This window comes from Kosakonia sacchari SP1 (genome assembly GCF_000300455.3).
Taxonomy (GTDB): domain Bacteria; phylum Pseudomonadota; class Gammaproteobacteria; order Enterobacterales; family Enterobacteriaceae; genus Kosakonia; species Kosakonia sacchari.
The window spans coordinates 736,717-760,155 of record NZ_CP007215.2 but is presented as its reverse complement, the minus strand read 5'-3'; the positions used below and the strand labels follow the sequence as shown (position 1 = coordinate 760,155).

The following is a 23,439-nucleotide window of genomic DNA, read 5'->3' as shown; positions in this document are numbered from 1 at the left end:
AATATGATTGAGTGACTTACAGTGTTCAGGAATAAAGCGAAGCCATAACAGCCTGCAACTTATTGAGATCGTACCGGCTGATCTTTCTTACTTAATCGTTTAAAAACCAGGAGAAAGACAATATAAATAACAATAAAAGCAATATTCGATGTAGCAAAGAATAACCAGACCATAGAGTAGGTTTCGTCAACCAGATAATCCAGATGCGTTCCAATTAATACGGGTTCATAAGTGTATTTGATATCCATAAATGACAGGGAAAGAACCGCTGTGCTGACCAGTAAAAATAAGGCTACGGGCACAAAAGCAATCAGTAGAGGTTTAATCATTCTCAAATCCCTGGGACTGGCTGAATGTTGTGGGGGCATAACCGCTCGAGCCTTTTCCGGCGAATCCACTTACTTTGCCTATTGCCCCGGCAGTTTCATTACCGCTGCCTGCACCTTCAATTTCCTTATAATTTGAAGCGTTATGATAGTTGCCCTTAAATTCGTCAGTCATTCTCATTATTCGCATATCAGCTGGATTTACAGCTAACTCCTCCAGATAAGCATTCAGGGACGATGGGATCGCAAAGTCTTCGCTGTAACCAAAAGAGTCAAGCAGGCTCACGTTAAATATTCCGGTACCTGCTTTTTTAAGTCCCGTTACTGACGTTGTAGTATAGTTGTTGACTGCCAGGTTATATCTATCAATAACACGTCCATTTTCTTTTATCTCCGCACTGGTATTTTTTCCATCAGGGTGAACACTGCTGGATGCCCATAAAGCATTAAATATTGATAGCGTGTTAGATTCATCAACGTCCAGTATTTTAAAAACTGACGCCCTCATCCGATAAAGTACTTTTGTGTAAAACCTTTCCGCTCTTTCGCTGGAATATTTAATCAACACTCCTTCACCTACGGGACTAAACCCTTCCTGATCATATCGTCCATAGGTGAAAACATGGATCATATTTTTAATGTGTATCGAAACGAAAGCATGTCCTGCCCCCTGGTTTTCTGTCCAAAGGAAAACACCATCGCTCAGTTCATTCGGCTCTGCAATACATATTCCCGCAAAGTCATTTGGACCAAACTGGCTACTATCAATACCCAGAGCCAACATCGTATCAGCCCGTAAGCCAGCCAGAAACGTCTGATAAACAGCATCCGTTCCAGATCCTCCTGCAGTTGAAATTGCTCCAGCCGAACTCTTCTCATATGTATCATTCATCATCGATGGAATAAACTTCGCCTTACACGGACAGGTACTGTAGCTGTCGAGTGTTCCGGCCATTCGCCTGCCGTGTATGGTATCGTTGTCGATGCCACCGGCTATCTTGTAAAGCCCGGCATGTTTTCCACAGGTCACGCTGTCCTGTTCACGGGCAACAGGTCTATCAAACAGCGAATGATCCTCTGCACCGGTGATAATTCTCCCGCCGCAGGTCGTTTTGTCGCCCTGCACCAGATAAAAACCTTCTGCTGACATAACTTCCCTTTTCGCTAAATTCAGTCCTGTTTACCCGCAAAGCACCGCACTGCCTGCCGGATCGAGCGCAATCAGACCTGCCAGAAGATGGTCCATCTCTTGCTGTAACCGCGATTTATCGGTTTCACTGCGGGTGGCTTTCATGCGCAGCAATTTGAGGCGGCGCGATTTGACTTCAAATAACAGTGCCGGAGTCCACTGCGTGAGGGTGATGGACTGTGCAGCCCCATCGAGTTCCCCCAGCAAATGCAGAGCCAGTTCATTTTTGCCCTTCTGTTCGGCCACGCGGGCCATCAGCAAACGCAGTAACCATTTGTCTTTTATCGAATCGATGCCCGGGCGTGTCTGCAACCATTGAAGTGTGGCACCCAGACCGTCAGTGTCCGCTTTATCCAGCGCTTCCGGCTCGAGTGCAAGGATATCGTTATCCGTCACACTGACGACACTGACCGGCTCATCACACCAGCCGGAAATTTCGTCCAGCACGCTCTGATTTATCCAGTTCAGCGTTACCTCATCGGCAAACGGCGTCCCGTCATTAAAGGCCAGGGTTTCAAGCCCGGTAAGGCGGCGCAGCAGCCCTTTCAGGTCGGCGATAATGATGTCGGCCAGCACATCCTGCCCCGATTTCACCAGGGCCTGGTGGATATACCACTGCAAATCCAACCAGAGGTGATTGGCGCCACGCGAGAAAGTGCTGTCCGCCTGCTCCAGAATCTCCAGCCAGCTCTGCTGCAGGTACAGGCGTTTGAGCATGGCCCGCTGATCAGCCCGTGGCGGTTCAATGCGCGTTTTCCCTTCGGCATCCGGAGCCGGAATAGCGCTCAGCGTGTCATGACGCAGGCTTTTCATCAGCCGGTGTGCGGCCAGCCAGCCATCGGGTTGCTCACGCAGGTACCCCGTCAGAGTGCGGGCATGGACCAGCAAATCCTGACCGGACGTGATGCGGCTCAGCACTGGCGCATCCTGTTCTGTCGTGTGAGATGGCGGCTGCGCGCGTGTCTGACTACTGGCATTCTGCGGTACAACCGCATCAACGCCGCCGCCTTTCATCAGGCGGGACTCCAGTGCTCTATAAAGCGCATTCAGCTCTGGCTGTGACGCTTCCGGCTCCGCCCCCAGGCTGTCGCGGATCAGCAGCAACGCGCCGACAGTGCGCAATGCATCCTCGCGTACCACTTCCGGCCAGAGTGACAGGCTGTCGAGAACACGGGAGCCTGCGAGCCACTCTAGCGCCGGTTTACGGCTTCGCTCGCGCTGCGGATGAAGTTGCGTTCCATAGCGCTGTAACAATCCCGCTAGTAGCTCAAGCCCTTCGGCAAAGCCGGTTTCCCCGTCCTGGTGCAGACGCGCCCAGCAGTAATAGGTGACAATCCGGATATCTTTGGCAGTGGTATTCAGCAGTTTTTCGGCAAGCGTGCAAATCAGTCCGGTATCGATGCCGGAAAGTTTATTGACCTCCTCCCGGATGCGCTGAAAATCATCGTCATATCCCGGGTCTTCTCCAGTCGGACTGGTATCGCTGACCAGAGCAAGCCAGGGTTGCCAGTTTTCCATGCGTGCCTGCGCCTGTTGCCGTAACTGAGTTTCATCAGCCTGGCAGGCGGCAACCAGATTCTGCAGAGTGCTCATTATTCGACTCCATCCATGTCACTGTTTCCGGTGTTGACCATTAGCGCCTGAGCGGTGGCCGCGCTGTCGACACTGAATATCTGCTCCGGCAGCGTGAAACCGCGCAGATCCAGCAGCGCCAGTGGACCTTTTCCGAGCTGTGAGCGCAGTACCCACTGCAGGGTTCGAGCGTCCGGGGCGGTAAAGCTCATCATCCACTGACTGCGGTCAAGCCGCTGATGTTTACCCTGGTCCAGCCAGCGAATGAAGCCCCAGGTCCCGCTGTAGTCTCCGAACAGGCGCGCGCCAGTGTTGACAGTAGTCCAGGTCATCATAGTCCCCGGCTTGTACGTGTCTCCCGGCCAGCGAAAGCTCTGCCAGTCGGCCATCTGGTTGAAGTAGTGCAGCTTTTGTCCATCAATGGTCAGTTGGGTTTCCACCACCTGCGATACAGGACGCGCCTGCAGCTCAAAGCTGATGCCCTGGCTTCCATCAGTAAATAGAATGTCCGACAACTGGCTCAGCTGATTAATCGCCCGCAGGAAGGCCGGGTTAAAGCTCAGCCCCTGGCTGTTGACTTTATCCGGTACCCACTGGCTGCCCTCTTTGTGCAGTACACCGCTGAGCTCTGTCGTCAGGAAGCGCTCAATACGTCCGCTGTCCTTGCGCACAAATTCAGCCAGCATCGGCAAAGAGGCATCACTTTTACTCGCCGCAAACGGGAAACGTCCGTCAAATGAGGTATGCCAGTTAGCGACAACCGAACGGCTCCATTTGTCGTTGAGGCTTGCCGCCGACGGCTGAAGCACCGTCTCCCAGGCCTGCGTCAATGGCTGCACGAACATCGTACTACCAAAACCGCTCCACTCTTCGCCAAGGCTTGCCGAAATCAGACTGCCGTACTGCTGGGTGTCGGTCAGGTCCACGCTTTTGCCCTGGAATACGGTCTGCGCCAGGGTTTGCATCATTTCCTGCGGGTCAGAGGCGCTGGCCACCTGTTGCAGGCGCAGACGCACGCGGGTGATGCGGGTCAGGTAAGTCTGCAGGCTCAGCATGTCATCCGCCGACACCATATTACCGCCCTTGTCTTTGCCCATCAGTGTAAGCAATGGTCCAAAGGATTCATCCAGTGGTCCCTGCTGGCCTGACGCTGACTGGTCAATGGCGGGTTTGTCTTTTCCACCCACCAGATCTTTGGCCGATCTGATGATGGAGTCCGAAAGAGCTTCATTCTGCTGCCCGGTCTGCCCCTGCCAGGCAATGGTATTCATCAGGGCAACCAATGGTGACTGGCGTACATCACTCATCAGGGTCAGCTGGTCAGTGACGTCCGTAATGTTGTTCGCCGGATTAAGTCGCAGGCTATTGAGGAAATTCAGCCAGCTACCGGCAAAGTCGGTGAAGTAACGTTGCGTCAGACGCCCTTTCAGTGCTTCCGGTGACAGAGTTGAGGGTACGTTTTTTCGACTGTCGCTCAGCACCCAGTCGATTTCATCCCGCCGCGAGTTGGCCGCCTTTTCAATGGCCTGCCGAATTTCCCCTTCCCATGCCTGGCGGGTGAACATACCCGGCACCACTTCATCTGTAGTAAACAGACGGCGCGCATCGGTGCTACCACACATGTCTTCCAGAGACACATCGGCGAAATTACGACGCACGGATTTGAGCATGTTCTCATAAAGCGTACTTTCAGCGTTGCGGCGGCCAATCTGTTGCAAGAGTATCTGCCGGCTCTGGCTGACCAGTTGCGCATCCGGCGTGATTTTCCACTGTGGCCGCTTTGGCAGTTCGGAAATGTAGAAGGCCCATAAATCCGGCGACAGGCTTTGCCACAGGCCGGTTGAGATGCCCATTCGCGTCGGCTGTACGGTTTTCATAGTCTGCGCGTAATACGCGCCGTCGGCTTTATCCGGACGGGCCATCATCAGCCACGCTTTCAACTGGTCATAGCCTGGTTTCGCCAGTTGAGCACGCTGGCCGCTGTCAGGGGGAGTGCCTGCCAAAACGCTGAGTTTCTGCGCCAGGGCGGCATTTGCCGGGTCGCGTATCAGGCGGTTGTTCGCCACGCCGTACAAGGGCAGCATCGCGTCGAGCAGTTGCTGGTTATGGTTCAGACCAAAGCGCTGATACCATGGCGCACCGTCCCGAATACGGTGCTGCAGGCGGCCAGCATCATTTCGCAGGGAATGTAGAGCCGTCAGTTGGTAATCCAATACGGAAGGATGCCCTAGCAGGGCATGGGCTTGTTCAGCAACAGAGACTATCTGCAGGCGATTTAACGCAAACGACAGCAGCATCCCCGCGCCCCAAATACCAATAATGGTCATCAGCGCCCAGACAAACGTCTGTTCCCACGCCATACCGACTCGGCGGCCACGTACTCGGGTGCAGTCGTCAACGATGCCCTGCCAGGCCACCGGCAGGGTCAGCGCATGGCGTTGCGATTCTGGGATATATTTCGCGGCAGATGCGGAGCTGGCTGTTCCCTCTAATGGATCAGCGGGTTGATTCTCCGGCAGACTGAACATCAGGCCACGCAGCGGAACACGCTGCTGGGAACCAGACAACCATGGCACCAGTTGCTGAGCCCAGCGGGCAATACCGCCGTCTTTGAGGTGCTGACCCAGACGCAGCAGGAAGTCGTGACTGTTGTTCTCAGCGACCTGACTCACCCCCTGCGTCCGCAGGGTCGGCAGCATCAATTCAAGCTGGCGGGTAATATTTTCGGCTTTCGCACGCAGCGGGAAACTGGCCCCTACCGTTTGTTCAGTGCGTTTAGTCTGCGACCACTTGCTATCGCACAGTTGCCACAGCCAGACCGGTGCGGAAAAACGAAGCAGCTCGCTGATTTTTTCCAGTCCGCGTAAATCGTTGTCACTGGTTTGTGGGGTCAGATTAAGCGACTGTGGTATGACGCGAACAATACCGTCCAGTGGGCGTCCAGGACACAGTTTACGCAGCGCGGTGTATTTTTCCTTGTCGGGCTCAGCAGTCAGACTGCCGCCATAAATCAGAACGGTACGGCTGCCTTCAAGCCACTGGCTTTCCTGCAGGCCTGGTACCAATAGTTCGATTGCCGCCTCATCGCCAGTGATTAACAACAGACGGGTTTTACGGCGCCAGTAAAGTCCAATGCGGGAGCGGAGATGCACCCGAATCTTGCCATACATGGCCACCGCTGGGTGAACAGGAGCTTTATCATTTTCCCGTTTCTTTTTCTCATCATCACCGCTGGTGTTATCGACAAGCGCATTAAACTCCTGCTTGCCAGCAATACGTACCGCCGCCAGGAGCATCACCGATACGATAAGGGCACACACTGAAATACATCCGCCAGCAATAAGCCAGTAAATTTGCTGCTGACTACCGTCTTCAATCCCGGCTATATCCGGCTGCTTCCAGACCATGAACGTCATAACGGCTAACAGCAAAAAGAAAATCAATGCGACAGCAAGATAGCGGCCTTCCGTAGTCTTCGGTGCTAAAGGTAGCTTCACGGATCCATCTCCTGTCGGGAAGCAATCGGGGTAATGAGCGTGCTCCACAGCAAATTCTGTGTGGTATCACCGCAGATGATCATCTGTGGTGACTGTGTTTGTCGGGCGATTTCAGTGGCGGCAGCGATGGCCAGCCAGGGAGCTGCAGCTCCGGCATGTCCCATGGATATATCGAGTGAAATCACGCCGTCGTCATCTACAGACTGCGCAGGATGTATGTTCTGACACGCGATCACTTCTGCGCGCTGCTCACCAGTCAGACCGGCAAGCCATAAATTTTTCACGATATTTTCTTTGAGCGGGACGTTATAAGCAGCCATGTACATCCCCTCGCTCAGTTCACCTGCTGGAGCAGCATCTGGCCGATGCAGCAAAGCGAGAGGTTCGAGTGCATCCTGTGTCAGGCGGTTGCCAAGAAGCAGAGCAACGGCTGCTTCAGCAGTATTGTTTGAAACAACCGGATCAATCTGGAGACCAACAATTAATAACATCGCCTCATCTTTAATGCGGTGATTCAGCCAGTGGCTGACGACTTTCGGCCCAGTGTTGTCTACATACTCAACAGCGCAGGTTATGCCACTCTCTAGCCAGGCTTTCTGCCAAATATTTTTAATCGCAGAGAATGAGAGAGATGACGAGATATCAAGGATGACCACCAGCGAGGTATTTTCCGGGAACTGGCCAACTGGCAGATCAGCAATAAGTTCTGAGAACAGACGTAAGGCGACCAATTCAGGGGTATCGTCTGGATCAGTCGTAATACGGCTCAGCCGCTTGCTTTTCTCTTCTTTCCAGTCCGACTGAGTAATGATAATGCTCTGATTGTTGATCATTTCAACGGCAACAGAAGCCTGTTCATCTTCCTGATAGGCAGTAATAAATGTCGTATTCAATACCTGAAGCGCACGGCGTGCTTTACGGGTCTCACTTAAGATCCAATGCTCCCGACGTCGGTCAAAACCATTCGCTTTACTGTCCTGTAATGACCAGGCCCACGCGCGAATGCTGAAACTCACAATCCATACAACGACAGGCGTACCAATGGTAATTAACCAAAAGTGCCTGGGATCAATGTAGCGTCCGAATATACGCATGAAGATCACGCTAATGACCAACATTGCCGCCAGAACAGCAAACCAACGTGATATTTTTGGTGGAACGGGTCGTGGATAACATTCAGGAAGATGTTTAAGGGAGTAAAACATAATTATCCAGTCAGCTAATCATGATAAAAATCAGAAAATTAAATGTATAAACGCTACTACTGCCTTTCAAAAAAAGTGAATTCTTTGAATTGAGCTTCTTATAACTATAAGGTTTTCACTTTAGTTTCAGACTTAGACAATTGATATACCTCGCCTATTAAATACTTTTACCCCCTACAAATACAAAATGATATTCAAAATGGTCAATATTGGTGCCTGTATCACCGATACCTTGAAGGTATTTCGTTCTTTATCACTACTTCCCGCACGCTATTCGTAGAGCCAATAATTATTGCACTACTCTGAAGTTGTTGAGAATTTTCCCCAAACATATCAGAGCAGACTCTATCAGAAGATTGAGTACAATATTTTTAAGCAATTTAATGCATTCATCTTTTGCATGGAACCCAGTATCTTCACTTAAATTCTGAGTGGCTACATCATTCCACACTTCATAATGTCGTATGAAATCCATGTCCGTTTTCTGGGGAGTACCTTTTACAAAAGAATACACTGAAAAAACTGAGTAAAACGACGACACTATCAATATTATCAGCAATTTAATAATCCTCAAGCTAACTCCTTGATGACATAATCATCATTTCTTTCAACCTATTAGCTATGCTAACCCTAAGGGTATCTATTAAATTCCCACGAACTATTTTTCTTACACGCTTCAAAATTCTTATCATCCGTAGGATCAAATCCTGGCCCTACTGGTTTTAGCTTTCCACTTGTAAGATTAAAAAGTAAACCCTGATTGGTTTCGATATAGGCGTAATCCTTTCCTTTTATAAAACCAACGTCAAAGACACCTTCACTCACAACTTTTTCAATCTTTTTGTACCCTTGTTGTAAATCTACCAGAATCACATTTGTATCTTGGGGGTTTCCCTCATTAATTGCTTTCGGCTTACCCCAAAGAATTAATTTATCACCACTACATTTAACACTATAGCCATTTATAACAGTGTCAAACGTTAAATTTTTTGTGTGATTGTTAATGTGAATACTTACAGAATCATTTCCATTTAATGTAACGCCTGATGCATATGCATTAAATGAAATAAAAAAACCGGCAATTGTTGCAATACTCAGATTCATTTATTAGTCCATCAATATATGAGAGATTCTAATTGTTTCTTTCCATCTGCGTTCTTCGTCGGTATACGCACCATTAATAGCTTTGGTTACAATTTTAGAATGTTCATGTGAAACATCCAACTCCACTATTTTCGCATTTATTGGGCGAAATCCAGCGGTGCGAGCACCGGCAATCCAGTACCAAGCACCAGCGTCAATACAGTTATATGGAGAAATTGATAGAAGCTGTGGGTCAGCTATGGCAGGAGCTTTAATTAAATTAACGGGCCTCCACCATCCATTTATAAACCCCTTGTAGTTCATAGGGTATTTTTCTAAGTCAATCCATCCCCTATACCCCCAGTATTTACTGTAGTTTTCGCGGCCTGTAAGCTGTTTCATCCCTCTGCCTCTAAATTTCGGACCATCTCCTGGCTCAATATTTCCAAGTCGCCCATTCAGATAATCAAGATAGCCACCAGGAAGAGGGTTATAGTATCCATTTTTCTCTGAAGAAAAACTTGAATGGGTAGGGTTTCGTGAAAAACTGGCAGCCCCTTCAATCATTAGTGATAACATCCCTGACTCAATTGCACCTTGCCCAAAAAAATGTGATTTTCTTGTTGGAGTTGTTATGAAATATTTTTCAAGGCAGCGATTGATGATTTCTCTATATTTTTCTCTAATATCCTTTGGAGACGTACCTATTTTTTCCAACGCCTTAAGAGGATAGAGGTTATCTGGATAGACTTTTTCTAACTCTTCTGCGGAAAGCCAATTACATTTCCGAAACAATGTAATAAACGATCTGGGGTCAAAATGCCATACCCTATTTTTAGGGATATCTCCACTTATGCATAGAGCTCGAGCATGGTCTAGTAATTTCTCCCATGAGTCTTTATCCAATGGAGGATCAACAGTTTCATTTTTCTCCTGCAACCAACCAAGTCGCTGTTCTAGCGTATTTTGATCCCATTCAAAAGGGAATCTACATATTAATCGGCTTCTGCATTCATCTTTTGAATTTATCACAACATTTGAATTACACTGACTATCTATATCTGAATCATCAGTTACTAAAACCCACCCAATCCAATGAGGAAAATCTGCATCGCTATATTTTTTTACGGATTCTGATGCGATATTTATGAAACCACGCCCACCAGGATAACTCACCTCAAGCCAATAGTTATTGCTTTTATCAGATAACGGCTTGCTTTCACAATTTAAAACACGGCCGAATCTGAGCAATTCATACCCTGATGAAATGGAGTCTGGATATCCTTTAAGGGCATATTCATACATATTGTTTTCATTCAAACCACTAGCATCATTAATAGATTCACCAACGATATCAAACTGACCATCTTCTTTCCCATTCTGCCTGGTGGTTATTGTACGTTTCTCGCCTTTAGTTTCAATTGTTAAAAATAACTCCCGGTTATTAGTGTATATTGGTGTATTTTCTTCAACAACAGTCACACCATCTATACTTTTGCCATTATAGAAAGGGGTTCCTGATGGGATGTAAAAATGAATATCACCAAAACATACATCAACTCTTCCATTTTTTGATGTATCAAGGTGCGGTTGTGATCTCCCTGTGATTTTTTCTATATACTGGTCTTCGCAATATATTTGCATATGTATAGCATTCACTCCATCGACCATGCCGGTTGTACCTAATGAATCTTTTCGTCCAATATTTTTCCCAACGAAAAGAGCATTCGATATGAAATTCAAATGCATATACATTGAGTAAAACATGACTTTACAATTTTCTCCAGAACCGATTTCAGTTTCATGCTTTATAATAATGCAACCATTGTCTGTGTAACCATTATAATTCAATGGTTCTTTCTTGGTTTTTTCTTTTTCGGCTGGTTCTCTAATGAATACTATAGTTCCATCAGCTATCGCACGTAACATCTCTGGTGGATGACTCGAATCATTATGTTTTATATGCACACCGCCGTGCCATGATTCCTTTCCGTTAATCGGAAATCCACGACTAACATCAACGGGTATCATTTTGCTCACCCATCCATCATCACTTTCATTTTTTGAATGAGGCCTTAAATATGGAGGACTAATAATCATGTTTTAAACCCTCTATGAAAATGTAAACTTGCCAGATGGAGTATTTTGCTCAGGAGTTAAAGCAGGAACAGCTTCTTTATTATTCGCTTTAGCCTTTCGGCCATAATGTCCTGCTTTTGTTCTGTACTCACCCAACGTGGCAGATTCAATAGCATTACCGTCCAAAGTGATGTAACTGCCACCGCCATTCAGGGTCAGCTTTTTCTTCGCAATGATTTTGATTTCATCTTCAGTACTGACGATACTAATTTCCTTACGAGCAAGCAGAGCCATTAGGTCGTTCTGCACCTGTAGCTGCACCGGCCCCTGGTTCGCGATGAGCTTCATCCCCAGCTTACGGACGAACACGTTTAGGGCACTGCCAACCCCGATGAACAGATTTTTCACCACGCTGATGTCTGCATTTTTACCAGCCGTGGCAATCAGGTTCTGGCTGGCCGACACCTGCAAGTGCTGTCCACTGGTCAAAGCAATACCATCCGGCGCACTGAGCAGCAGCACCGATTTTTTGAGATCCGTCAGTTGCTGTTCCAGCAGTTTGATTTGCGCCTGGAGATCGGCCGGATTCGCGGTCGCCTTCTGCGCGTCATCGGAGATGGATGTCATTTGCTTCCGGGCATCGTCCAGATTGCTGACCGCCGACTGCATCTCCAGTTGCTGGCCTTGTGCTTTCGTCTGGCCATCAGCGCTGATAAACATCCCTTTCTGCGCGCGGATGGCTCCCCAGCTGTCGGTTCTGAGTTCAAAACCCTCTCCGCGTTTCTGTTTCTCGCTATCAACAAGGTGACCGAGATTCAGTTGACTCTTACCGCCGAACTCCGTGCTGACCTTGATGTGCTCTTTCCCGCGCTCATCGTCGAGGCGAATTTTGTTATTTGCCGGAGTGCGCAGGACATTGCGTTTGTAGTTGCGGATAGTGACGTGGTCAGGATGCGCGGAGTCATGCAGCGCACCTGCAATGTACGGTCTGTCCGGGTTACCCCCCTCAAAACCAATTGCTACTTCGGTGCCAGCCAGTAGGGGCAGGTGCAGACCGTAGGTATCCCCGGCATACGGGCGGGCCAGACGTACCCACAAGCTCTCGAACCCAGTTTCCCAGTTATCACGGTCAAACAGCATGTTGACACGGTAGCGACCATCTTTATCGATATGGCTGTAAGTATCATTGTCAGTGGTACTGGTAATGCGTGCTGGCAGCGTACCGGCCATTAGCGGACGATCTCCGGGCTCAGGGCGGAAGCCAAAATCGGTGCTAGCCGGAATGCCGCTAAAGTGGATACAAAAATCTTCATCACGACGAGCATGGCAGTGCATTGCCGTCACGACCACGCCCAAGCTGAATACCTCTGCCACTTCATAGCCCCCGGTGACTTTCAGCACCTGCCCCGGAGAAAGCGTCGGACAACTGGTGATAGCATGGGTCTGTGTCTGTCCATTCATGTAGCGCTCATGGCGCAGATGGGCATAGAACGTGCCGGACTCCGGTGCCGGGTTGCGGTCATAATTACCGCCGGACGTCAGATAGTTATCGGCATAATGGTAGGCATCCCCGTAGGTCGTGGAATCCCCGCGGGTCACATCGACTTGTGTGTCCATCTCCTGCGTGGCCTGACGGTAATTGTAGTCACGAGTACTGACCTGCTTTTGCACTACGTTGTGATGACTCTCCATCCCCCAGACCGAGTCCACGCCTTCCGAATGCTGTCCTGACGGCGGAACCGATGGCAGCGACAGGCCTTTCTCATACCCCTGCTGACTGTCATAAAACTCCACAACATCGATGTTAAGGCGGGTGTCGGTGGTGAAACGAAACCAGATGCCAACCTCGCCCAGCAGGCGGCTAATAAAATGCAGATCATCCTCACCGTACTGCATCACCTGCTCACGACGCGGATACTCCTGGATCAGTGAGAACAGAAAATCTTGCCCACGCATGTTGTGGCGTTCTCGCAGAATTTTTTCGACGATTTGCGGGACGGACATGTCCTGATAGATGGCATTCTGGTGTGAGCGATCAAGCAGCGCCAGGCGCGGCTGGAGTGTCACGGCATAATGGGTTTCATCTTTCGAGGAACTGAGGCGTTCAAAGCCACTAATCACTCCCTGAATCACCCGCACCGGCTGCTGCATTTTAATACCATGGCCCTGATCAACCGGTGCCTGCAGCGTCAGAGAGCTGGCTTTCATCAGCATCGTCTCTTTGCTGATGGCGTGGTCGGCGCTGGTAAACTCAATGCGGTAACTGAACGATTTGCTCAAGGCTTCGTCGCCCTCAAAAGCCAGTACGTCGAGCTCAGATTCACATCCTTTAACCGCCAACAGGTGGTGGTTATGACTGAATCTTAACGGGAGGTTAGCACTCATATGTTCACTCCTTGTGGTCGGTCAAATTCCATTCCAACCCCCTCTTCTTCACTCCAGCTAAGGCGTAACGACTGCGGCTTCTGCTTTGCGGCTATATGGGTAAGCAACTGCTGGCTCAGTACAGGCAGAATTTGCTGGTTGAGTAGGCTGTCGACGTTGCGTGCGCCGGTGTCCGGCAGCAGGCAGGCGGCGGTCAGCGCGTCATACAGACTTTCATCAATGTGCGTGGTCAAACCGTAGTGGCAATGTAAGCGCTTGCTGACCTGTGACAGTTTCATTTCCACGATGGTACGCATGGCTGCTTCTGCCAGCGGGCGGTAAATCACGGTCTGGAAACGGGCCAGCAGCGCCGGCTGGAAGTGGTCGCGTAAAATCGGGCGCAGCAGTTCTTGCAGGTCGCCTTCGGTGGCGTCAGGCTGTTCGTCGAGCAACTGCATCAGGTGGTCGCTGCCGAGGTTCGAGGTCATCAGAATGACGGTGTTGCGAAAGTCGATTTCGCGGCCTTCTCCGTCACGCATAAACCCGCGGTCGAAAACCTGATAGAACAGGTTCATCACGTCTCGATGGGCTTTCTCCACTTCATCCAGCAGCACCACGCTATATGGGCGCTTACGCACCGCTTCGGTCAAAATGCCGCCCTGACCGTAACCGACGTAGCCCGGAGGCGAGCCTTTCAGTTGAGAGACCGTGTGTGGCTCCTGGTATTCGGACAGATTGATGGTAATCAGTGACTTCTCGCCGCCGTACAGCACATCGGCGAGCGCCAGCGCCGTTTCGGTTTTCCCCACTCCGCTCGGACCAACCAGCAGGAACACACCCTGCGGACCGTTTTCGGAAGTGAGGCCTGTTTTCGCTGCGCGCAGGCGTTGCGCGATGGCGGTGAGCGCGGCATCCTGCCCGACCACACGTTTGCCGATTTCATCTTCCAGGTTCAGCAGTTCGGTCTGCTCGTCTTTCATCAGCGAAGAGAGTGGCACACCTGTCCAGTCGGCAATCACGTTAGCGACGGTACGCACATCCACATCCACGGAGAGCAGCGGATTGTTGTGCTGAATGCCGCTCAGCTCCTGCTGCAGCGTGCAGATTTCACTCTGGCGGGAGATGTCCTGGCGGCTCGCCAGCAGTTGTTCGGTGAGTTTCAGCGCCTGATCGTACCGGGTCTCCAGTTCGTCGAGTTCAGCAGTCAGATGTACGTGTTCCTGCTCAATCGCCGTCAGGCGTTCACCGAGGTTCTGATTCCCGATGGCGATGTCTTCCAGCAGCGCCTGCTTCTCCATTTCAAGCGCTGTAATTTGCGAGCGGAGGTGAGTCAGTTGTTCCGGCACAGTGTCGAGGCTCATGCGTACGCGGGCGCTAGCGGTATCGAGCAGGTCAACGGCTTTGTCCGGCAGTTGACGGCCCGTCAGATAGCGACGCGACAGCGTGACAGCGGCGCGCACGGCATCGTCAGTGATATGCACGCTATGGTGTTCGGCGTAGCGGGATTTCAGACCGCGCAACATCAGACAGGCGGTATCGTCGTCCGGTTCGTCCACTTTTACCATCTGGAAACGGCGTTCCAGCGCGGCATCGCGTTCGAAGTATTGTTTGTATTCGGACCAGGTAGTGGCGGCGATGGTACGCAGTTCGCCACGCGCCAGCGCGGGTTTCAGCAGATTTGCAGCATCCGCGCCACCTGCATGGTTGCCCGCGCCAATGATGGTATGTGCTTCGTCGATAAACAGCAGAATCGGCACCGGCGACTGCTGCACGGCGTCGATAACATTTTTCAGGCGCTGTTCAAATTCGCCCTTCACGCCTGCGCCCGCCTGCAACAACCCAAGATCGAGGGTACGCAGAACGACAGGTTTGAGTGATGCAGACACGTTGCCTTCGGCAATGCGCAGCGCGAGACCTTCGACCAGCGCGGTTTTTCCGACACCCGGCTCACCGACCAGAATCGGGTTGTTTTTACGACGACGGGAGAGAATGTCCACCATCTGGCGGATTTCAGTATCGCGACCAAACACCGGATCGATTTTGCCCGCTTTCGCTTTGGCGGTGACGTCGAGGGTGAATTTATCCAGCGCGTTCTGTAACGCCGCGCTGAGTTCCCCCTCTTTTGCCTCTGCGCCGACAGGACGTCCGACAAACTCCACATCGCCGCCATGGCTCTGGGCCAGTTCTGCTTCCTGCTGCACTTCCGGGCGTTCGTCAGACTGTGCATCCAGCAGCGGGCGCAGGCGCTCAAGCTGGCTCTGACCCAGCGTTAGCATGGGCCACAGGCCATCGCAATGAATCAGCGTCGGGCTTTCAACCAGCGCAATCAGCAGATGCAGGCTGCGGATTTGTGCTTCGCCCTGCAACGACGCAATCATCCATGCCTGTTTCAGCAACATGTTGAGAGAGTTCGCTAGTTGCGGCCGGCTGCGTACCGAGCGCGGAAGCCTGTCCAGCCAGCCCAGCAGCGCCTGCCACATGCTGTCCATATCCCACTCGTAACGACGCGCCAGTACTGTGAGATCACCTTCGCCCTGCTCCAGCAGTTTCAGCAACCAGTGTTCCGGCAAAATTTCCGCATGGGCACGGGTCTGGCACAGGGAGGCAGCCCCTTCCAGCGCACGGGCGCAGTAAGGATTAAGGCGACGTAACAGGGCGGCTGAGTTTTCCATTTTTTTCTCTCTTAGGTTGTGCCGGGTACGCTACCGCCCATCGCTTTCCCTTTTGACAAGGAACCCAAAGCGCATCAGGTCAGGCAGGCAAATTGTGCGATTCTTTGCTGAAAGCCCGCGACGGCAGACATTCAGCAAAAAAGAAAAAGCGGACAGGGGGACTGCCCGCATGCGACTTACGCGGTGGCGCGTTCGTTCCAGGAATCGGAATGTATGATGTTGCCGTCTTTGTAGGTCCAGGTGATTTTTTCGTAGCGCAGTTCGATCTGCTCGAGGTGGTTGTGCTTCTCGTAAGAAGGGTCTTTGATGTCGTGCATCACCGGATTCACTTTCACCACTTTCACGTTTTCCAGTTTGGTGTTGAAGTACTCCACTTCCTGGCCCGCGTCGTTGATTTTGTACCACTTGAATTCCGCAGACTTCAGGGTCTGGCCGGTCGTCACCGCTTTGTACAGGTACGGGCTGGAAGAATCGATTTCCTTAGTGAACAGGAATGGGGTGTGGATACGGGTACCGGTCAGCTTGCCGGTGTTGTTGTCAGTCGGGATGTACAGGTTGTGCTGCTGTGCAACGACTTCAATGCTGCCTTCGCGATCCTGGACGTCCACAGACCCTTTGATGTCCGCACCGCCGTCGTCTTTCAGCCAAAGATAAACAGGAATTGCCATGGAATTACTCTCCATTGTGTTGTGATGCGCCATCATCCTGTGATGACGCTGAGGGTTTGCCCGGTAACTGGCAGGCATCGACCTGCGGTACCAGACTGATTTCGACACGGCGGTTGCGCGCGCGCCCTTCCGGGGTGTCGTTGGTTGCGATCGGGCGACTTGCGCCATAACCCTGCACCGCAAAACAGCTTTCCGGTACGTCACCGGTGTCACGCATCCAGTCACGTACTGCTTCGGCACGTTTCATCGAGAGCGTTTGGTTAAGCCCAGAATCGCCGGTGTTATCGGTATGCCCTGCCACGACAATCAGCCAGCCCGGTTTGGCCTTGATTCCGACCAGGGAGTTGACCAGCAGTTTGGTAGAGCCAGGCTTGAGGTCAGACTGACCCGAGTCGAATAGCGACATGCTGTCGAGGCGGATAATTTTCGGTACCGGTTCTGCTTTCGGTTGAGATTCAGGAGGTGATGGCGGCGGGACATACGAACGAATTGCTTCCAGCACCGTAATGCGCAGTCGCTCTCCCTGATACAAACCAAGGCTCATTCGGGCTGGTACGCCATTACGCGCCCAGCCATCCAGTTGGGCCGCGTCGTCACGCAGGACCGCAACGGCATCCGCTTTCGGGCCGTAATCAACCATGGAGAGTTGGTTGTAATGGGCTATATCGAAGCTCACACGGTGGAGCAACTGGCAATTATTCCAGCCGCTGCTGAGCAGGGCGGCAATAGCCGCAAGCGTGAAAAGGTTCAGCGCGCACCGCAAGGCCTTGTCCCGCGAGGTTAATCCCTTCCCTTCCGGCAACAGCGGCAGAACGAAATCCGGCAATGGCGATGCCACCGTACTGTCAGCCTCCACCGGCTGCCAGCCAGTCACTTGCTGCATGGCGGTGTGACGAGATAACCACACGGTCCAGGCTGAAGAGGCCAGGTTCCCGGTAAGAATGGGCCCCATGCCCCATAAAACAGCAGTGGGCGAAATGGGCGAGACATCAGGGTTCTCATCCATAAATACTGCAATAACGTGCTGATAAAACCAGCTCATCAGGCTATTCATCAGCACCTGCTGCTGCATCGCAGGCGCGCCGCAGGTGCTGACCCATGCGGCAATCGAACGGGGCCCGGAGGACTCGTGCCAGACCCTCACCTCTTCACCCGCAATCGCCAGCTGCCACAGCGTGTCACTCATGATCGCGCTGCCAATCTGGCCATTCAGCACCAGCGGTACAGAATGCCCGGTCTCCTTACGCAATTGGCTGATTTGCCAGCGCAGGGCAAGCAGACGACTGGTCAGCACTTCGCTGTCAGCATGCTTCTGCGGGCAGACACAGACCATCACCGAAAGTTGGCGCCCCCAGGGCGGGCGCTGCCATAGTACCTGGCGGACCATCTGTACCAACTCCTGGTCATCCTCCACGCGGATCCAGCAGCCCTGCGTTACGGTTAGTACCTGTGACTGCTGTGGCCAAGCCAGCGGTAGATCGCCACAAACCAGTACCACAGGCTGGCGGTATGTAGCGTCCGGCAGGTTATCCAGATACGAGGTGACGTCATATTCAGCACGACGGCTGGCGACGAACCAGAACGCCGCGATCCCCCCCAGAATCGCCAGCAGAGCAAGTACAGCAACCATCCTGGACACTGGTAAAAAAACCAGGCAGACCACGACGCTTAGCAGGGCGGCCCACAGTGCGAGCCCGTACCGTTGAGCAGGACTCATTTATCGCCCCCCGGCAACAGGGAGATCAGCAGTTGATCGAGCCAGTGGTTCAGCCCCCACCACATGGCCACGACCACAATCACACTCAGGCAAATGTACACAGGCCACGAAGTCAGCCAGCCGCCCCTCCTCCAGCCAGCAAAACTTTCCGCCAAGACAGGATGGGTTGGTGAATTGCTGAAGGGCGTGACAAGTGTGCTGAGTGCGCTGACGAGCTTCTGACGCTCCGGATCGTTTAGTGAGCGAAAACTGCCGAGGAATCCCAGCATCATTACCCGCTGGAAGCAGGTCACGACGGCATGGTTGGGTGTCTGTTCATGCAGCACATCGCGCATCCGGTCACACAGCGTGTCGCCAGCATCCATGGTGCCGAGAAAATACCCCTGCAGAGGAATGTCATACCACTGCACGCAAGCGTCATCATCCACACCGCGGCTTTTGACTGCCTCATCAAGCAGCGCACATTGCGCAGTGAGAATATGCAGACAGCTGGCCTCATCAAGTTCGCTCGCTTTAAGCTGACGCTGTACGCGCTCCACATCAGCGATACAGCGCTCCCACAGCATCCGGCCTTCGCCTTCCTGAAACTGCGGGCCGTAACGCAGGCTAATGACTTGCAGCCAGGTGTCCTGCAGCAGCTCATCAATATCAATGGACGCGGCGCCACCGCATTTACGCTTATTCATGTTCTCAGTACCGCAAAGAGTTCAAGTTCAGGTTCGCCGAGCATTCCCGGGACATAAAACATGCAGCAGCCACTCTGGAGCATTTCCACAGCCAGAGGATGAGAGATATCAAGGCTGAAATACTGATTTTCCAGGCGCAACGGAATGGCAGCAGGAACGTGACGCAAAGGCGTCAGAGGAACCCCTACACGGGATGAATTAACGATGCCCCGGACATGATCCGGACTGCCCACTTTGCACTGACGCGGGAACTGCTCCTGCAATTGCGCCACCGGCATCGGTGAACGCACAGAGAGGTAGTAATCAGCACCTTCGCGCAGACGTGGGTCATGCAGACGGGCCTGCCAGAAACGCAGACGTGCGTCATACTCAAAGTCAAGCGAGACCACCCGCGAGGGCAGACTGGCTTCCAGCAGATCACTCAATAAGTCAAACAGCGGCGGGAAAACCGTATTCAGTTGCTCGTGCTGCCAGACTGGAATAGCGCTCACCTGATGCTCCAGCGAGAACGTCAATAAACTTCCAGCCAGGCGGGCAAGCTCCGGATACAGACGCTCTGGTGGGCTTTGCGGGTTGCATTGAAACTGTGCCAGCACAGGCTCGGCACTATTCAGTGCATTGAGCAACCAGAATAGAGATACGTCGGCCACCGCGAAATCAGCCATCCGTTCATTACTTTCACGACGCATGGCCATCAGACGGCTCAGACGAGCACGCAACTGGGTTATCAACTGTTCCAGTTGTTTCACCAGCCAACGGCTGCCCTGAATGGCCAAGAGTGGGGGGAGAAAGGTTTCGTCCAGTACCCAGACGCCCTGAGAATCCAGCCGAAGACGCGCAACCGGGCAGGTTAGGTAATCGCTGTTGTTCTGATGGTCAAAACGCAGCGTCAGTTCTGGCTGCATCACCGCAATCTGACGAGTGTCGTCCCCGAAAGTATTGCGAACATCTCGCCAACGCTGGCGATAGCGCACCGGGCGCTCTGCCACACCATCAGGTTTTAGGCAATTGCCGCCATTGGCCCGCAACAAAGGGAGTGCCAGCACCACCACCACCTCATGTGATTCGCCCTCAAGCGACAGCGCAGATGGTAGAGCGTCAGCATTGTCTGTATCAATCAGCGTACCGTCCTGAAAGCGGATATGCAGGTGGCGGCTCTGCAGACGACCCAGCTTTAGTGCTTCCAGTTCAAAAGTGGCATCAATCACCCCCCATGGGTGAGCGAGGCCGAATTGGGCGATACATTCCGCAGCCCAGGCCGTATACGCGGCCTGTTGCTGGAAGTGCTGGGGAGAAACCATAATGCCCCTGCCCCATAACGGTTGTTCCGTTTTCATCAGCTTCCTGGCTTACCTTATGATTTCGCTTTCGGCATCTGGGAAACCAGTGACAGATTGACGTCCATGCCTTCGACCTGGAAATGCGGGATGGCATAGAGTTTGACGCGGAAGAATCCCGGATTGTCGTCAATATCTTCCACCACGACTTTGGCATCACGCAGCGGGTGGGAAGCCTGTAGCTCGTCGCCCGGATCGGTCATCTCGGTGACCAGGCTGCGCACCCAGGTGTTCAGCTCAAGTTCCAGTAATCGGCGATCTTTGGTGGTGCCGATGTTTTCGCGTTGAATAAGCTTCAGGTAATGCGCAATACGCGAGAGCAGGAAGATATACGGCAGGCGCGCATTGATACGGCTATTGGCGGTTGCGTCAGCGGTATCGTACAGCGCCGGTTTCTGCGTGGAGTTAGCGGAGAAAAAACAGGCGTAATCGCGATTTTTGTAATACGACAGGGGAATAAAGCCGAGATTGGCGAACTCAAATTCACGCGTTTCCGGGATCATCACTTCAGAGGGGATTTTTACCTGGTTGCCCGTGCCGAGGTCATAAAGGTGAATAGGCAGATCCTGAACCGCACCGCCAGCCTGCGGGCCGCGAATTTGTACGCACCAACCGTTATTGATAAAGCTGCGTACCATATTGGCGGCAAAGGCGAACGAGGCGTTGGTCCACAGGTATTTATCGTGATCCGGCCCTTTCACTTCCTCCACATAGTTGAAGCTTCGTACCGGTACGGTGTCCGGGCCATATGGCAGGCGGCCAAGTACGCGTGGCATCACCAGACCGATATAGCGGGCGTCGTCCGTCTCGCGAAAGGATTTCCACTTGATGTACTCCGCGCGGTCAAAGTAGTTGCCAATATCTTTAATCGCCGCCACGTCCTCCATCGAGTCCTTGAGGAAGAATTTCGGTCCAGCAGAGCCAATAAACGGCATGTGGGCCGCGGCAGACACTTTCGAAATATTGCGCAGCAAAGCGACATCCTGCGCAGAAGCATCAAACTCATAAGCGGAAATCAGTGCGGCGATGGGCTCGCCGCCCGGCGTGTCATATTCATCAATATAAGTATGTTTGTATAAACCGCTCTGGATAATTTCGGGGCTGTCTTCAAAATCCTGGCGCAGATGGTCTTTGGAGAGATCGAGCAGTTCGATTTTGACGTTCTGGCGAAAATCGGTTTTATCCACCAGTGATTTCAGCCCACACCACAGACTTTCTACTGCCTGAAACGCCTCATGATGCATCACCGCATCCAGTTGACGGCTAATCTGGTAATCCAGTTCTGCGATATGGTGGTCAATCAAATTGCGGTCAAGTTTTTCGACTTTCGAACCGGACTTTTTCAAACATTCAAGGAATACCTGCATCCCAGCGGTCAGACGCTCATCGGCAGTTGCATCGGACATCGCCTGCGCATCCTGCCAGATATCCAGCGCGCTTAGCGTTGTTACCGGGTTCAGATTGATCTTTTCGAATAAAGAGGCGTAGACACCTCCCGCTTGCGTGCCTTGTAAAACCACGCTTTCGCCTGTGGCGACACCTTCATTTTGTACAGACATCAACATTCCTTATTCATCTGTTAAAACTTCGCCAGCATTCATGGCTGTTTGGGCGCAAGGGAGGATAGCTCATCACGCAGTTCTGCGCTGAGAGAGGGGTTAAGAAGAATTTTTTCTAATTCCTTTCGGAAAGTCTGATTATCGAGTAAGTTCGCTTTCAGATCGCGAAGCAGATTACGCATTGCCAGCATAGCTTTGAGCTGGGGAATTTGGCGGGCGACCTCTTCTGGTGTGAAATCTTTCATATCGCGGAACGTCAAGCTGATATTCTCTTCGCTACCATTACCCGCCAGTGTATTTTCAACCACAAGGTTAACTTTTGGGGAATAATCAGAAAGAACACTATTAAAGTTATTCTTATTAATATTGACCTTAACGCGTTCGCTTAAAGATGCAGTTTCCTTGCCGTTACTAAAATCACCCGCAACCAGTAATTTCAAAGGTAATTCTGTTTTTTTCTGTGCTCCGCCCGTATGCAGGTCGAGTTTCAGGTTGATACGTGCTTTCGGTATCTCCCGCTGGAAGCTATCGCTCATCGTTCCCTCTCTGTTTATTGCTCTGTGATATTTGCGCGTAATTTCCCCTGCGCACAACACGGAAACAATAAACCAAAACGGTTCATTTTTTTACAGCAAACACTAAAGATTAGGAATAAATAAAGGGTTTTAATTAATTATTAATGGGCGAGATTATTAATTGATGAGTTAATTAGCGCGCTGTATTTTCCAGATAATATTATTACCGGTAATAGAGCCGCGTTATATTTTCAGGAAGCATTCCTGAATGAATTTAAATATATCGCTAAAGCTTCTTTAACGCGGTTCAAGTTGATAATACGGTACCCGCCGCGTTGTGCCCGTCAGGCTATCGAATGCATCCGTTTCTGCGGTGCTGATCCGCATCCCTTTCTTTCTGAGCCTCGCCACATCTGCGGCAAGCCGCTGAATGCCAAACCAGAATAACGCATCAAGCGCCGTGACCTGGAGCCCCTTCTCCAGCGCCAGCTTCAGGCGTTCGCGCGGGGCTTTAACCTCTTTAGCGATTTGCTGGTACGGTGCCGCCGTAACGTTGGTGGGATCAAGGCGACGGATACGATTGGAAAAGCGATAGCTAAAGGCATCCGGAATAGTGCTTAAATCGCTTTTCAGACTGTAAGTACACCCCCAGCGGCTGCCGCTGATAACGGCGGGTTTACGGCTGATTTGCAACTCATCGCGCAGGCTGTCGATAAGCTGCGGCGCACGAACCAGCAACAATCGAAAAGGCAGCTCCAGGCTGGTAACGTAATCCACATTCAACAATGCAATGCGTAAACGCTCCTGCGCCCCGGCCTGCGTCTGGCGGCACTCGTCCATGACATCGGCCCACTGGCGCGCCAGACGCGGCTTTTCATCAACGGCGGTGAAACTATATTTTTCAATCTGATAGTCGATACGCCCGCTCATCTTTATCTGCCTCTGTTCCCTCATCGTTACCCGCGAATCA

At 51.8% G+C, this 23,439-nt stretch carries 16 protein-coding genes; all 16 read right to left on the bottom strand.

Annotation, left to right across the window (positions count from 1 at the left end; translation table 11 throughout):
* Positions 1-59: 59 nt before the first annotated feature.
* Positions 60-329: a hypothetical protein gene (locus C813_RS26580; protein ID WP_017457545.1), complete on the bottom strand. Its 270-nt coding sequence runs from the start codon at positions 327-329 to the stop codon at positions 60-62.
* Positions 322-1,476 (bottom strand): PAAR domain-containing protein, encoded by a 1,155-nt coding sequence (locus C813_RS47465; RefSeq protein WP_017457544.1) that lies wholly within the window; start codon positions 1,474-1,476, stop codon positions 322-324. Before C813_RS47465 ends, C813_RS26580 begins: the two co-directional genes overlap by 8 nt.
* A gap of 30 nt (positions 1,477-1,506) precedes the next feature.
* On the bottom strand, positions 1,507-3,108 hold the full coding sequence (gene tssA, locus C813_RS26570) for a type VI secretion system protein TssA (RefSeq protein ID WP_017457543.1): 1,602 nt from the start codon (positions 3,106-3,108) through the stop codon (positions 1,507-1,509).
* Positions 3,108-6,584: an ImcF-related family protein gene (locus C813_RS26565; protein WP_017457542.1), complete on the bottom strand. Its 3,477-nt coding sequence runs from the start codon at positions 6,582-6,584 to the stop codon at positions 3,108-3,110. Before C813_RS26565 ends, tssA begins: the two co-directional genes overlap by 1 nt.
* Positions 6,581-7,789 carry a hypothetical protein gene (locus C813_RS26560; protein WP_025263842.1) on the bottom strand — a complete coding sequence of 403 codons (1,209 nt, stop codon included), beginning with the start codon at positions 7,787-7,789 and terminating at the stop codon, positions 6,581-6,583. Before C813_RS26560 ends, C813_RS26565 begins: the two co-directional genes overlap by 4 nt.
* A gap of 630 nt (positions 7,790-8,419) precedes the next feature.
* Positions 8,420-8,893, bottom strand: a complete 474-nt coding sequence (locus C813_RS26550) for a hypothetical protein (protein ID WP_017457539.1) — start codon at positions 8,891-8,893, stop codon at positions 8,420-8,422.
* Between the two features lie 3 nt (positions 8,894-8,896).
* Positions 8,897-10,972, bottom strand: a complete 2,076-nt coding sequence (locus tag C813_RS26545; RefSeq protein WP_040016502.1) for a kinase — start codon at positions 10,970-10,972, stop codon at positions 8,897-8,899.
* 12 nt (positions 10,973-10,984) lie between these two features.
* Entirely contained in the window at positions 10,985-13,336 is a 2,352-nt protein-coding gene (locus tag C813_RS26540) for a type VI secretion system Vgr family protein (protein ID WP_017457537.1), read from the bottom strand.
* Positions 13,333-15,987: a type VI secretion system ATPase TssH gene (gene tssH / locus C813_RS26535; protein ID WP_017457536.1), complete on the bottom strand. Its 2,655-nt coding sequence runs from the start codon at positions 15,985-15,987 to the stop codon at positions 13,333-13,335. The genes C813_RS26540 and tssH overlap by 4 nt, the downstream gene beginning before the upstream one ends.
* Before the next feature lie 176 nt (positions 15,988-16,163).
* A complete protein-coding gene (gene hcp, locus C813_RS26530) occupies positions 16,164-16,655 on the bottom strand; it encodes a type VI secretion system effector Hcp (RefSeq protein ID WP_017457535.1) in 492 nt (163 codons plus the stop codon).
* Between the two features lie 4 nt (positions 16,656-16,659).
* Positions 16,660-18,372 (bottom strand): OmpA family protein, encoded by a 1,713-nt coding sequence (locus C813_RS26525; RefSeq protein WP_025263841.1) that lies wholly within the window; start codon positions 18,370-18,372, stop codon positions 16,660-16,662.
* Positions 18,369-19,058 carry a type VI secretion system protein TssL, short form gene (gene tssL / locus C813_RS26520; protein WP_017457533.1) on the bottom strand — a complete coding sequence of 230 codons (690 nt, stop codon included), beginning with the start codon at positions 19,056-19,058 and terminating at the stop codon, positions 18,369-18,371. The genes C813_RS26525 and tssL overlap by 4 nt, the downstream gene beginning before the upstream one ends.
* A complete protein-coding gene (tssK, locus tag C813_RS26515; protein ID WP_167579009.1) occupies positions 19,055-20,398 on the bottom strand; it encodes a type VI secretion system baseplate subunit TssK in 1,344 nt (447 codons plus the stop codon). Before tssK ends, tssL begins: the two co-directional genes overlap by 4 nt.
* Before the next feature lie 14 nt (positions 20,399-20,412).
* The gene (tssC, locus tag C813_RS26510; protein ID WP_025263840.1) at positions 20,413-21,960 is read right to left on the bottom strand and encodes a type VI secretion system contractile sheath large subunit; all 1,548 of its coding nucleotides are present in this window, start codon (positions 21,958-21,960) and stop codon (positions 20,413-20,415) included.
* Positions 21,961-21,992: 32 nt separating this feature from the next.
* A complete protein-coding gene (gene tssB, locus C813_RS26505; protein ID WP_017457530.1) occupies positions 21,993-22,490 on the bottom strand; it encodes a type VI secretion system contractile sheath small subunit in 498 nt (165 codons plus the stop codon).
* A 276-nt stretch (positions 22,491-22,766) separates the two neighbouring features.
* Positions 22,767-23,399 carry an ECs1377 family protein gene (locus C813_RS26500; protein WP_017457529.1) on the bottom strand — a complete coding sequence of 211 codons (633 nt, stop codon included), beginning with the start codon at positions 23,397-23,399 and terminating at the stop codon, positions 22,767-22,769.
* Between the last annotated feature and the right edge of the window lie 40 nt (positions 23,400-23,439).

Bases quoted from the DNA above. Each gene is read 5' to 3' on its own strand.
- C813_RS26580 (WP_017457545.1), bottom strand. From the start codon at position 329: ATGATTAAACCTCTACTGATTGCTTTTGTGCCCGTAGCCTTATTTTTA.
- C813_RS47465 (WP_017457544.1), bottom strand. From the start codon at position 1,476: ATGTCAGCAGAAGGTTTTTATCTGGTGCAGGGCGACAAAACGACCTGC.
- tssA (WP_017457543.1), bottom strand. From the start codon at position 3,108: ATGAGCACTCTGCAGAATCTGGTTGCCGCCTGCCAGGCTGATGAAACT.
- C813_RS26560 (WP_025263842.1), bottom strand. From the start codon at position 7,789: ATGTTTTACTCCCTTAAACATCTTCCTGAATGTTATCCACGACCCGTT.
- C813_RS26550 (WP_017457539.1), bottom strand. From the start codon at position 8,893: ATGAATCTGAGTATTGCAACAATTGCCGGTTTTTTTATTTCATTTAAT.
- C813_RS26545 (WP_040016502.1), bottom strand. From the start codon at position 10,972: ATGATTATTAGTCCTCCATATTTAAGGCCTCATTCAAAAAATGAAAGT.
- C813_RS26540 (WP_017457537.1), bottom strand. From the start codon at position 13,336: ATGAGTGCTAACCTCCCGTTAAGATTCAGTCATAACCACCACCTGTTG.
- tssH (WP_017457536.1), bottom strand. From the start codon at position 15,987: ATGGAAAACTCAGCCGCCCTGTTACGTCGCCTTAATCCTTACTGCGCC.
- hcp (WP_017457535.1), bottom strand. From the start codon at position 16,655: ATGGCAATTCCTGTTTATCTTTGGCTGAAAGACGACGGCGGTGCGGAC.
- C813_RS26525 (WP_025263841.1), bottom strand. From the start codon at position 18,372: ATGAGTCCTGCTCAACGGTACGGGCTCGCACTGTGGGCCGCCCTGCTA.
- tssL (WP_017457533.1), bottom strand. From the start codon at position 19,058: ATGAATAAGCGTAAATGCGGTGGCGCCGCGTCCATTGATATTGATGAG.
- tssC (WP_025263840.1), bottom strand. From the start codon at position 21,960: ATGTTGATGTCTGTACAAAATGAAGGTGTCGCCACAGGCGAAAGCGTG.
- tssB (WP_017457530.1), bottom strand. From the start codon at position 22,490: ATGAGCGATAGCTTCCAGCGGGAGATACCGAAAGCACGTATCAACCTG.
- C813_RS26500 (WP_017457529.1), bottom strand. From the start codon at position 23,399: ATGAGCGGGCGTATCGACTATCAGATTGAAAAATATAGTTTCACCGCC.